Source organism: bacterium (genome assembly GCA_026708015.1).
Taxonomy (GTDB): Bacteria; Actinomycetota; Acidimicrobiia; order Acidimicrobiales; family Bin134; genus Poriferisocius.
The window spans coordinates 19712-31714 of record JAPOVT010000035.1; the positions used below are offsets into that span (position 1 = coordinate 19712).

At 59.9% G+C, this 12003-nt stretch carries 9 protein-coding genes and 1 pseudogene; 4 read left to right on the forward strand and 6 right to left on the reverse strand.

The genetic code is table 11. The features are described from left to right. Nucleotides 1-233: 233 nt before the first annotated feature. Nucleotides 234-1472, forward strand: a complete 1239-nt coding sequence (locus OXG30_07860; protein ID MCY4134812.1) for an ISL3 family transposase — start codon at nt 234-236, stop codon at nt 1470-1472. A gap of 445 nt (nt 1473-1917) precedes the next feature. On the opposite strand, the gene OXG30_07865 is transcribed toward OXG30_07860, so the two are convergent. Next, nucleotides 1918-3063 carry a hypothetical protein gene (locus OXG30_07865; protein ID MCY4134813.1) on the reverse strand — a complete coding sequence of 382 codons (1146 nt, stop codon included), beginning with the start codon at nt 3061-3063 and terminating at the stop codon, nt 1918-1920. A 347-nt stretch (nt 3064-3410) separates the two neighbouring features. Here OXG30_07865 and OXG30_07870 point away from each other — a divergent pair, with 347 nt between their 5' ends. Beyond that, nucleotides 3411-3824, forward strand: coding sequence for a hypothetical protein (locus OXG30_07870; protein MCY4134814.1), 414 nt, complete (start codon nt 3411-3413; stop codon nt 3822-3824). 6 nt (nt 3825-3830) lie between these two features. Here OXG30_07870 and OXG30_07875 read toward each other — a convergent pair whose 3' ends face one another. Beyond that, entirely contained in the window at nt 3831-4748 is a 918-nt protein-coding gene (locus OXG30_07875; protein MCY4134815.1) for an SAM-dependent methyltransferase, read from the reverse strand. A gap of 166 nt (nt 4749-4914) precedes the next feature. Here OXG30_07875 and OXG30_07880 point away from each other — a divergent pair, with 166 nt between their 5' ends. Then, a complete protein-coding gene (locus OXG30_07880) occupies nt 4915-5679 on the forward strand; it encodes an acetoacetate decarboxylase family protein (GenBank protein ID MCY4134816.1) in 765 nt (254 codons plus the stop codon). Between the two features lie 7 nt (nt 5680-5686). On the opposite strand, the gene OXG30_07885 is transcribed toward OXG30_07880, so the two are convergent. Then, nucleotides 5687-6631 (reverse strand): SDR family NAD(P)-dependent oxidoreductase, encoded by a 945-nt coding sequence (locus OXG30_07885; protein ID MCY4134817.1) that lies wholly within the window; start codon nt 6629-6631, stop codon nt 5687-5689. A gap of 56 nt (nt 6632-6687) precedes the next feature. Beyond that, a pseudogene (locus OXG30_07890) lies at nt 6688-7186 on the reverse strand (hypothetical protein). A gap of 655 nt (nt 7187-7841) precedes the next feature. Here OXG30_07890 and OXG30_07895 point away from each other — a divergent pair. Then, nucleotides 7842-8264, forward strand: a complete 423-nt coding sequence (locus OXG30_07895) for a type II toxin-antitoxin system VapC family toxin (GenBank protein MCY4134818.1) — start codon at nt 7842-7844, stop codon at nt 8262-8264. 630 nt (nt 8265-8894) lie between these two features. Here the strand turns inward: OXG30_07895 and OXG30_07900 are convergent. Together OXG30_07900 and OXG30_07905 are read right to left on the reverse strand one after the other, a co-directional pair. Then, nucleotides 8895-10397: an NADH-quinone oxidoreductase subunit N gene (locus tag OXG30_07900; protein ID MCY4134819.1), complete on the reverse strand. Its 1503-nt coding sequence runs from the start codon at nt 10395-10397 to the stop codon at nt 8895-8897. Nucleotides 10398-10406: 9 nt separating this feature from the next. Beyond that, a complete protein-coding gene (locus OXG30_07905; protein MCY4134820.1) occupies nt 10407-12002 on the reverse strand; it encodes an NADH-quinone oxidoreductase subunit M in 1596 nt (531 codons plus the stop codon). Nucleotide 12003: the final 1 nt, after the last annotated feature.

Consider the following 12003-nt stretch of genomic DNA (forward strand, 5'->3'; position numbering starts at 1 on the left):
GCGGGACAGCGCGGCGAGCCTACATTCTGCCGACATGCCAATTAAGGCCAGGGGAAGTTGATGGGTGGGGATTGGCTCCCAAATTGCTGCGTTGTTGTCGACAAGAACTGTGTTGGCGAGATAATTCGAGCCTTCGCGGAAACGTGGGGTGGGGTGGTCTGAGGGTCCGTTAATCGGGGTCGGGGCCCTGCTGGAGTCGGTGATGTCAACGTCGCCTGTCCCAGAGGGCCCCGATGAGTTCAGATGTTATGCGGGTGCGGTTGCACTTGCGCCGGGTTCGCGTGCTCGTGGTTGTGTCGGACGCGCCTTTCGAGCTGGTTGTGGAGGTGGAGTCGGCGGTCCGCCGGCCGAGGTGCCCGGAGTGCGGGTTCGCCTGCTCGTCGGTCCGCGATGTGCGCTCCAAGAGGGTGCGCGACTTGGAGGTGTCGGGCCGCACTGTGGTGTTGTTGTGGCGGAGGCCCAGGATGGCGTGCGGCGGCTGCTGCGGCCGGTTCTTGGAGGACCACCCGGTGTTCGAGGGCGCGTTGACCGCCCGGCTGGCCCGTCGGCTGGTGGCCGACGCCAGGGTCATGCCGATCCGCCGGGTGGCCCGGCGCCACAAGATCGGCTGGCACAAGATCGGCTGGCACAAGATCGGCTGGCACAAGATCGGCTGGCACAAGATCAACGCGCTGGTGGGTGCCTGGGCGGCGCTGGTCGCCGCCCGGCGGCGCAGCCGGTCGTGCCGGGTGCTTTCGGTCGACGAGACCTCGATGCGCAAACGCCACCGGTATGTGACCGTTATCGTCAACGCCGACACCGGCCAGACCCTGGCCATGGTCCCCCACCGAAGCGCAGCCGCCCTATCAGGGTTTTTCGCCTCGCAGGGCCGCAAATGGTGCAAACAGGTCAAAATCGTCGTCACCGACGGGTCCCCCGCCTACCGCTCCGCCATCGCAACCCACCTCGGCCACGCCCGCCACGTGCTCGACCGGTTCCACGTCATCAGATGGTTCTCCGCCGGGCTCACCGCAGTGCGCCGAGACGTCCAGCGCCGCCAGCCCGGGGGCCCGCAACCAGCGTTCGACCCGCAGGTGTTCAAAGCCCGCTTCGCCCTGCTCAAACGGGCCGACACGCTCACCGGCACAGACCGGGCCCGCCTCGACGAGATCTTCGACGCGCACCCGAGACTCGAAGCCGCCTGGCAGGCCCTCCAACAGCTCCGAGGCCTCTACGACGCCGACGACCACCACCGCGCCCTACACCTAGACAACTTCAGCGACCTCTACCAGACCGGCCAACTCCCAGAGTTCCACGACATCGTGAACACCTTCATCGAATGGTCCGATGAGATCCTCAACTGGCACCACACCGGCCGACCCTCAAACGGGCGCATAGAAGGAACCAACAACCTCCTCCAAGTCCTCAGACGAACAGCCCACGGCTTCACCAACCCCCACAACTTCCAAGCCCGCGGCCTGCAGATAACCTGACCCCCACACCGGAGACAGCAACCCGAACCCCACAAAAACGCGCAGGGCCGATAATTTCTTGTCAATCTGTGTCTGAAACTGTCGCTGAACTCGGTTTCCATCTCATAAATCGCACAACCTTTTGCGATTTATGGCTATACCAATGAAATATGGTATCAGAATATCGCATTACCAAAAGACCATTGAGAACAATAGACCCAAGAATGAAGGGGACACCGATAAGTCGATTTTCTGAGCTCGCGAATATCCCACCAATTGCACAAGCTCCTACTGCAACTACGAGAATACGGAAAGCTCTCCTGCCTAATCTGGAGGCAATCTTATACTCCTTCTTCAACTTGGAAACACCAATAAAGCTAAACACCAAGATAGAGCCAATCAATATTGCAATAGAAACTATGAACATGTATTCGAGAGAAATTCTACTATACAGTCTTGCATGAAATCAGCGACGACAGGTGTAATGGCCGGGATTGACGAAGGGGTTAAATCCGGTCCAAGCCCATTGTAGGCCAACTTTTATCTTGAGGCAGGTGTTGCTCCTATAGTATGCAGTCACTGCAAAAGCTAGAATTGTGAGCGCCACCAATCCTATGTATGTTGTGACAATGGTAGGTATCGCGGTAAAGACAGCCACGTAAGCCATAAGAGTTGAAACACCAAACTGAGCGATTTGCTCTGTTTCGTACCTGTCGAAGTAAATTGTTCCTGAGATAATGCCCCAATTAAAGTCAGGGTCTGCAATTATGGGATACTGGGTTCCGGAGCCATGTTTGACCTCAAATACAAGAGTTTCATTGTCAATTCGAAAAGTAGAATCAATCGGGTTACCCGCAGCGTCATATGCCCAAGGTCTGTTAATTATAGAAATCACAACATTATCGCTATTGACTACGGCTACTCTGCCGTCTTTTAACGACTTGAGTTCTTCGTCCTCGTTTAGTCCGACAGGAAAATAAAATTGAGTTGGTGCATCTGAAGCTTCAATCAAGACAAGTATCCTAACAGTAGCGTTAGTCTTTGCTTGTGCAATAATATGGGTACTAATGGATACACTTTCATATAGAAGTGATACATCAGATGCGGTCTTTGATTTTACAGCTTGACCATGCAGTTGTACTGAAACACTAGTCCCATCAGGTCTAGACATAGCAATAAAATCACCACTATCGGAGGGAAGAGTTAGCGTGTCCTTGGTAGAAGACTCCATAAAGGCTTGAAAACCACCATCCCTCTGTGCTGTAAGGGACACCTGAGATGAATCGGCTAATGACATGGCAAGTTCTTGTTCCAAGTCAGGCACTGCTTGCAGAAGTTTGCCAACCATTCCAACCTTATCTTCTGCCGAAGAATCTGGGGCTACTTGACTTTGGGTTGAATCTTCCTCATCCGTGGCCTTGTCTTCGTCATCTTCTTCGTCAATATCTTCTTCTGTGCTGTCTTCATCAGAAGGACCGGCAAAATCAGCCATTTTGTCTTCAGAGGGATCAGCAACAGTTTGAGCAGTAGCTACTCCTGAACTAAAGAGGGAAATTGTCAGAATTAATCCCAAAATACGAACAAATCGCACTGACAATATTGAAACATTCATAAGAATAATTCTAAATTGGAGCCTTTAATGCTGCCAAGTCGGACTGGATGTCGAGGCCGATCGGCCATGATGGTGGGTTGCCAGAGTCAGTGACCGACCGGAGGAGGTGTTCAGTATGGCACGGCGTTTGGATGCGGGTGGAGGCGTTCAGAATAAGGTACGGGAGACCCTGGGTTGCGAGGAACAGCCGCTACGCGGTCTTGGTGGCGCTGCCAGGCGGCTATATCGTCCACAGGGCCGCACGAGTTGCTGTTCAAGTACCGGGTCACCAGCCAACCCATGCTCATGACCATCACTCAGGATATGGTCACCTAGTGCAACTCCAGGAAGGGAGCTGATCGGCGGTCATGGATATCAGAGTCGCCACATTGTGCGATTTCGCCCAGGTGCGGGAGGGGCTGCTGTTTGTGAGCTCGGCGGGCATCACCCGGGTGTATCGGGAGTCGTTTCCCGCGCCCATCGGAGTCATGCTGGCGCTGGTGCTGGAGATGTCGCCGGCTGAGGCCGCCAATGCCAACAAGATCAGGGTGCGGGTTGAGGACGCTGACGGGAAGAAGCTGGCCGAGATGGTCGGCGAGGTCCAGGTGAAACTGGGGTCGGGTCATGATCCTGGAGAGCTGGTCAATGTGCCCTTCGTGGCCGACTTCCGGGCGATGAAGCTGCCGTCACCGGGCCGCTATCAGGTGGCCATCCACCCCGAGGTCGACGGGGCCAACCCAGTAGCGCTGGGGTTTCGGGCCGCAGTTCGGGCCAAGACCTGATTTATCTCATCCCGGGACAGGTACATCCCATTCGGCCACGGTGAATCCACCCAGCCCGGCCGGGTCCAGCAAAGCCTCAGCTTCAATGGCCCGGCTGCGTCCGGCCAGCGCGGCGAGATCGCCTTTGGCGGCCCCGGAACGCCAGGCGGCAATGCCCTCGGCCACCAGCTCGTCAATGCCGTGGGCCTTGAGCCAGGTGGCTTGGTCGGTGACCCTGGTAGGAGGACACACCGCCGTGAGTTGATCAAAGGCCACCTCGCAGGTGATGTCCTGGGTGCCGGGGGCGGTCCATGGGTCGGTGCCCCGCTCGTGGCCCCTGTAGGTTCGCAGCCACTCGGGCCACGGTCGGGAGGCCATCTCCTCAGTGGTGCTCGTGTAATCGATGACTACAACGGTCCCCTTCTCGATGATCGATAGGGCTTGGGCCAGCCAAGCAGAGGCCTGATCTTGTTGGGGGGTCAGCCGGGTCTCCGGGCTCGGAGGATGCTCGCCAATCTCGACTCCCTCGGAATCAAAAAGGCGCAGCGGCAGGTTGTCGAGAAGTTCGTTGGCCATGACCACTCCGATGATCGGCCCATCGGGCATGGCAGAGGCCGACTCTCCCACGGTGTGAGTCGCCCGTCCCGTGGCGCTGCGCTCCAGGTTGATCCATCGCAGAGCCGGTGTGCAGCCAGGCTCTGCCTTGGCCACCGTCCGGGCCAGCGTGCCCGGTCCGGCACCGGCGTCGATAACGGTGAACGGATCGGGATGACCCAACTCGATCCAGCGACGGTCCAACATTCGCCCTACCACGGCACCGAACAGCGGCCCGACTTCGGGGCTGGTGATGAAGTGGCCCCCGCGCCGTCCGGCCTGGCCCGACTCGTAGAACCCGTGCTCAGGGTTATACAGCGCCCGTTCCATGAACTCGGCAAAGTCGGTCATTTCACCGCGTGAGATCGGTCGCCTGTCACTGAGAACCCCACCGTTCCAGTATGGCGATGCGTTCGATGGAGAACCTCAGCAGTGCGCCGCTTTTCTGTTCTCAATACACTGTGCCCATCGGACGAGCGGAACCGCATGGATTGCGGTATCCAGCACTGGAGGCACCATGACTGAGACCCCGATGAGCCGGCCCGGCGAGGTTGCCGGTTGGCCGAAGCTGACCGTGGAGTACCGGACTGACCCGGCCGGCATTGAGCAAATCCTTCCTCCGGGACTCACTGCGGGCGATCCGATCGTCACCGTGGGGGTGTACTGCGTGCCGGTGCTGGGCGAGCCAGAGTACGGCGTGAGCGTCAAGGTTCCGGCGAGCTGGAAGGGCGTGAATGGCCAGTACAGCTTGGGCTTGGGAATTGATCAGGAAGCCGCCATCTTCATCAGCGGCGAGACCAACGGCCAGCCCAAGTATCCGTGCGACATCCGCTTCTATCGCCTGGGCAATCGGGTGGAGGCCCGGACCATCCATCAGGGCTACACGTTCATCGAGTTCGAGGGCGATGTCACCGGAGCGGTGGAGCCGAAGGCTGGCGAGTACACCGAGCACGAGTGGTGGACGAAGTACTCCCGGGCCATCGGCGGCGCGGAGAAGGAGTACGACTTCCCACCCCACGTCGTGGACGTGGCCACCACCTTCGAACAGGTCCACGTTGAGGAGATCGACGGTGAGCTGCGGTTGCTGGACAGCCCCTGGGATCCCGTGGCCCGCTACTTCCCCATCGTCGAGCAGTTGTCGGCGCAGCTGGTGACCAACCGGATGATCGACCGGCAGATCACCAACGCCGGCCCGCTGGATCCCGATGCGTTTTGGCCGATGGCCGACGTCATAAGCGGCTCCCGCTGGCCCGGCACCCGAGGCGGCCCCCGCAAGCCTTAGTGACTAGCTAGAACGACAAGTCGACGAGGCGCTCGCTGAGATCCCAGAGAGCAGCTTCGGTGGGCGGGTTGTAGATGTGGGGGGCGTAGCCGATTTCGCCTGTCCCCGGCTCCGCCACGTTGCAGTCGGCCAGATACTTGCCGTTCTGGTCAGCCAGTTCCGCAGCCGTTGCCGCCCATACCTGGGTGGCGGCGCCGGACTCCAGGGTCTTGTACTGGAGGCCTTGGCCTGAGGCCGAACTCGCTTTCGCCCGTTCCCTCATGCCCTCGATCATCTCTTTGGTCATGTGCCGGCCCAGCTTGGTAGGGATCGCGCCGGGATGGACCGAGAGCGAGAGCAATTCATCGCCGAAACGCCGGGCCAACTCGGCGGCGAAGTGGATGTTGGCGGTCTTGGATCGGCCGTAGGCCACCCAGGGGTCGTAGGGGGTGTGCTCGAAGTTGGGGTCGGCGAGGTCTACGTCGGAAATGCGATGGCCGCCGGAGGAGAGGGTGACAACGCGGGGGTTCTCGGCTTGGCGCAAGAGCGGCATCAGCCGAGCGGTCAAGGCGAAATGGCCCAAGTGGTTGGTGCCGAACTGCATCTCAAAGCCGTCGGCCGTTCGCCCGAACGGACAGCACATTACCCCCGCGTTGTTCATTAGCACGTCGATGCGGTCGAAATGATCAGCGGCCTCGGCGGCGAAGCTCTCCACGCTGGACAGATCAGAGAGATCCAATTGGTGCGTCGACAGGTTGGCGTCAGGCACCGATGAGCGAATGCGGTCGGCGGCCTCAAGATTCGCTTGGGCGTTTCGGGCCAGCATCGCTATTCGGGCCCCGCGAGCAGCCAGCACCCGGGCTGACTCTTCTCCCAGCCCGCTGGTGGTGCCGGTGATCATCAAGACCTGCCCCGACAGGTCGAGTCCGTCAACGACCCCTTCGGCGGTGGACTCTCGACTGAACGAACTCATGTTGCGGCCTCCTCGTCGACATCGGGAAGATAGTTCGCCGAGAGGAAGGCTGCCGATCAGTCCTCAAGGTCTTCGATGTTGCGGGGCCAGTCGTCCTTGAGGAGGCGGGACAGGGAGCGGTCGGCCAGCACCCGGCCGTCGGTCTGGCACTGGGGGCAGTAGTTGACTTCGTTGTCGACGTAGACGATGCGCTGAACGGGAAGCCCTCTTGCGCTTGCTGACCTCGGTGAGCAGCAGGGTGCCGTGGTCGAAGTCGAAGGCAGCCAGGCCGATCTTCTCCGGCGGCTTGGCCCTGGGTTGATCTCGCCATCGCAGCCGTCCGGCCACCATGAGGTGGATCACTAGGTACAGCTCGTCCGGCCCGTCCATTTCCAGCACCAGTCGCTTGCCCAGCCGCCGGGTTCTCACGACGACCCGACCCTCGGCTGCGCTGATTGGCGGGTCGAACGACTTGAGCAGGCTGATGCCGACCACCCGGATCTTGCGCAGTTTCCGGCCCACCACAAACCGGTTCAACGCCTCCAGATACACCACCACGTCAGGCAGCTCAGGCACGAATGCGCTCCTTTCCTGTGGTGGTCACCTGGAGACGCTACAAGGACCCTGGACCGGCGAGGTACGCATCTCGTCGAGGTCGCCCTCCCAACCGGTTCCCTGCATCTGAAGGGCCTCTTCCACTGTGAATGGTTCGTCAGCCACTATGTTCGGAGCCAAATTGGCTGCTCCTCGCTTTGTATGTTGCTGGTTTCGCTGGATTTCGCTAGGGCTGACCGCCTCGTCGCTATCTACGCCCATTTGGGCCATGTACAGATCATTACACCGCTAATCCACCAAGTTGCCCCTGAATTTCGATGGTTTCTTGAGGGGAGCGCAAAAAAACGCTAGAATTTTCTGTACATTTTTGATAGGAGTGTTTCATGGGTGCTCCAGAGTGGACAGTTCCCGCGGCTCAATTCCGTGACAAGTGCCTGAAGCTTCTCGATGTTGTGATGGCTACCGGCAACACACTGGTTGTCACCAAGCATGGACGGCCAGTGGCTGCCGTCGTCCCGTTTGTCGAACAGCCTCGGGGGAGCGCAATTGGATGGGCTGATGACATGGTCCTTGACCGAGATCTGACGCAACCGGCTATACCTCCCGAACACTGGCATGTGGTCGCTGATCCCGACCGGATCCTGACCGGATCCACAGTCGACGAACAAGGTTGAGCGTGGACATCATCTTGGACACCGACGCCTTGCTGTGGATGTCTCAAGGCAGTTCACGGTTGGGTAAGGAAACCAGGGTCACAATCGAAGAGGCGATTCGAGAAGGCAGGGTGCGGTTCTCGCCGATCTCCATGTTGGAGGCCACTCGGCTCCACTGGGACGGGCGCATCGATCTTCGAAGAGCGCCCGAAGTCTGGCATCGTGAACTCTTGGACAGGGGGGTAAGAGAAGTTCCGGTGACTACGAACATCACTATCTTGGCCGCGTCACTGGAACCCCAAGAAGGCTTCCACGCCGACCCCGCCGATCAGATGATTACCGCGTCGGCAATGGTGACTCGGTTCACCCTGGTCACTTCTGATCGAAAGATTCTCGGTTGGGCGTCGGAGCGAACAGACATCAACTGCCTCAACGCGCGTAATTAGCCAGGGAATAGGAGACTACACCTCGAAAGCGTTTCCCTTACCCAAGTTGCACCTTTTGCCCACTCAACAAAGCTCTCAAGTGCCTTAGTCCATGAACTAAAGCGATTTGCATAGGTCTTGGCGCTGTACTGCGATTTCGGACCGTCAATGTCACTATACGTTGGCTATCGTCTGAGGTGTAGCCACAGTTCAAGGAGATTCTGGAAAAGATCGTGTTCAGGGATATTGAGTTTTGAACGTGTCGGCGGGAGTCCTGCTCTTTCCAGGGCAACTGTCCATGAACCAAATCGTCTAATTGCCGTGCTCGCGTGTCCGATGCCATGTTCATTGTATTACTCGATTGTTACTGTTTCTTGTCCTAACTTCTCTGCACAATCACAAATCAACTGAAGCAATTCTTCGTCCGATCTTCCCCGTAGGGTCTTCTTAAGCTCAAATCTCATGTACCGACCAATCTGCTGGAGCTAAGGCGCACGGAGATCGCAATCATAGCTACGTACAGAATGCTGTGGCGCAATCTGAGTAAACGCGCACTCGGAGGAAACCCCTGCCGGTTGAGTTGCGAGACTGGGCAGGCCAGAGTCCTTGAAGGAAGGTTGTAATCAGTCTGGCTCCGATGAGCGCTGCCGCTCAGTAGGGGAGGGCGATGAGGGTGCCGTCGGTGAAGTGGGTGATGACGGCGGGGTAAATGCCGAACAGGAGGGTGGCGGCGGCAGTGAGGCCGAGAGCGGCCACCAGCGAGGGGGGTACCCGCAGAGACGTGGTGTCGGCTTCTTCGGGGGTGTCTTCGAACCACATCATGCGGGCCACTTTGGCGTAGTAGAAGAGTGCGATCACCGAGTTCACCGCGGCGATGGCGGCCAGGGAATATCCCCAGCCGGTATCGGCTTCCACCACGGCCCGGAACACCGCGAACTTGGCGAACCAGCCGCCCAACGGGGGAATGCCGGCCAGGGAGAACATGAACACCGACATGAGGATGGTCATGCCGGGGGCGTATTTGAACAGTCCGGCGTAGGAGCGGATTTCGCCGGAGGCGGTGCGGCGGGCCACGGCGATGATCACCGCGAAGGCCCCCAAGTTCATAGCCGCGTAAATCAGCACGTAGGTGATCACCGCGGAGAGGGCCTCTTCGCCGATGTCACCGGCTACCGCCAGAGGGGCGAGCATGAAGCCGGCCTGCGACACCCCGGAGTAGGCCATGAGGCGCACGATGTTTTCCTGGCGCAGGGCAATGAGGTTGCCGGCGGTCATAGAGCCCACTGCCAGGATCCACAACAGCGGCTGATAGACGTCTTGGGCGTCGGGGAAGCCGACATGCACCAATTGCATGAGAGCCACGAACCCGGCCGCCTTGGAGGCCACGGCCAAGAAGGCCGTCACCGGGGTGGGCGCGCCCTCGTAGGTGTCGGGGGCCCAGGTGTGGAAGGGGAAGCCCGACACCTTGAAGGCGAAGCCGACGATCACGAAGATGATGCCCAGGATCACCACCGGATTGGAGCCTTCTTCGGCCACCGCGGTTGAGATCGCGGCCAAACGGGTGTCGCCGGCCAGCCCAAACAGCAGCGACATGCCGTACAGCATGATGGCCGAGGCGAACACCCCCATCAGGTAGTACTTGAGCCCGGCCTCGTTGCTCCTGGGGTCGGCCTTGCGCCACGCGGCCATCAGATAGGCGGGGATGGACAGCAGTTCCAAGGCCACGAAGATGGTCACCAAGTCCCGAGCTGAGGCCATCAGCACCATGCCCATGACCGACGCCAGGAGCAGGCCGTAGTACTCATTCTCCCAGTAGTCGCCCTCGGCGATGTAGTTGGTGGACAACAGCACCACGATGTAGGCGACCACGATGAACATGGCCTTCAAGATGAGGGCGAAATCGTCCACCACGAAGGCGCCGCCGAACATCTCCCGGGTGTCGCCGGCCGCAGCCAAGGTCACGATAGGAATCAGCGCCACCAGCAGCCCAATGCCCGCCAGTGCCGAGGTGTAGGCCCGGCCTCGCTCCAACAACACGATGTCGAGCAGGGTGACCACCGCGCCTACCCCCAGCAGGGTGAGTTCGGGCGCGACGGCGTGCCAGTCGATGTCCGGTCGGACGAAACCGACGATCGAAGGCAGGGATGAGAGCATCAGTGAGGACTACTTCCCAGCCGCGGCGTCGAAGCAGGTCTGGCCTTCGCTCAGACCTGGACAGTTGCGAATTGACTCGATCACCGCGGGGTCGGTGGCTCCGAATAGGAGATGGGGATAGACCCCCAGCACCAAGATCAGGATGAGCATCGGGGCCCAGGCCAGGTACTCGGAGACGGTGGCGTCGCGGACGTGGGGGTCGTTGGCGAACTCTTCACGGGGAGTGCCGAAGGCCGTCTTCTGAAGCATCCACAGCAGGTAGCCGGCGGCCAGCACCGTGCCCAGCGCGGCGATGACCATGTACGACCGGAACGTCTCCTCGGCCAGTACCTCGGCGGGGTTGTAGGAGGCCAAGATGGCAGGGAACTCGCCCCAGAACCCGGCCAGACCGGGTAAGCCAAGCGAGGCCATGGCGCAGAATCCGAGAATCCAGCCCATGCGAGGGGCTTGTACCAGCAGCCCTCCCAGTCGGGACATGTCCAGTGTGTGGTAGCGCTCCTTCACCGAGCCAGCCAAGAAGAACAGCATCCCGGTGATGAGTCCGTGGGCCACCATGCCGAACACCGCGGCGTTGATGCCGAACTCGGTGAGGGTGGCAATGCCCAGCATCACGAAGCCCATATGGGCCACCGATGAGAATGCCACCAGACGTTTCAGGTCGCGCTGGGCCAGACAGCCCAAGGCGCCGTAAATGATGCCGATCACCGCCAGCAGCCCGATGAACGGGGCCCATTCGACGGCCCCCTCAGGCAGGATGGGGATGGCGATGCGGACGAATCCGTAGGTGCCCAGCTTCAACAGCACCGCGGCCAGGATCACCGAGCCCACCGTGGGGGCCTCGGTGTGGGCGTCGGGCAGCCAGGTGTGGAACGGGAACATGGGCACCTTGATCCCGAACCCCAGGAACATGCCGCCGAACACCCAGACTTGAGACGACTTGGCGATGCCGGCAGCCGCCTCGGGCAGCTTTTGCATATCAAAGGTGCGGGTCAGTTCGTCGGCCACCATCACTGGATCGGCCAAGAAGTACAGGGCTAGGAAGCTCACCAGCATCAGCGCCGAGCCGAACAGGGTGAAGAGGAAGAATTTGATGGCGGCGTAGCGCCGGTTCTCGCCGCCCCACACCCCGATCATGAAGTACATAGGCAGCAGCACGACCTCGAAGAACACGAAGAACAGGATCAGGTCTTGGGCGGCGAAGGTGCCGATCATTCCGGTTTCCAGGATGAGCAGCAGCATCAGGAATGCCTTGGGGTTGTGCGGCTCGGGGAAGTGGTTCCAGGAGTAGATCACGCACAGGGGCACGATCAGCATGGTCAGCAGCATCAGCGGCAGGGAGATGCCGTCGACGCCCATGATGTAGCGGGAGTCGATGACGTCGATCCAGCCCTTGTCCACCACGAAGTTGAGCTTCCCGTAGTCATCGTTGTCGATGAACTGGATCAGCAGCAGCAGGCCGAAGACGGCCACCGCCATGGTGGTGGCCAAGGCGATCAGCTTGTGCAGATGCTCTCGGTCTTTGGGGATGAGCAGCATGACGGCCGCGCCGATGATCGGCAGGAACGTCGGGATACTGAGCCCCCAGTCGTTGAGAAACTCACCCATG

Coding starts and splice junctions, on each gene's coding strand:
- OXG30_07900 (MCY4134819.1), bottom strand. CDS start 10,397: ATGCTCTCATCCCTGCCTTCGATCGTCGGTTTCGTCCGACCGGACATC.
- OXG30_07905 (MCY4134820.1), bottom strand. CDS start 12,002: ATGGGTGAGTTTCTCAACGACTGGGGGCTCAGTATCCCGACGTTCCTG.
- OXG30_07875 (MCY4134815.1), bottom strand. CDS start 4,748: ATGACCGACTTTGCCGAGTTCATGGAACGGGCGCTGTATAACCCTGAG.
- OXG30_07860 (MCY4134812.1), top strand. CDS start 234: ATGAGTTCAGATGTTATGCGGGTGCGGTTGCACTTGCGCCGGGTTCGC.
- OXG30_07885 (MCY4134817.1), bottom strand. CDS start 6,631: ATGAGTTCGTTCAGTCGAGAGTCCACCGCCGAAGGGGTCGTTGACGGA.
- OXG30_07865 (MCY4134813.1), bottom strand. CDS start 3,063: ATGAATGTTTCAATATTGTCAGTGCGATTTGTTCGTATTTTGGGATTA.
- OXG30_07870 (MCY4134814.1), top strand. CDS start 3,411: ATGGATATCAGAGTCGCCACATTGTGCGATTTCGCCCAGGTGCGGGAG.
- OXG30_07880 (MCY4134816.1), top strand. CDS start 4,915: ATGACTGAGACCCCGATGAGCCGGCCCGGCGAGGTTGCCGGTTGGCCG.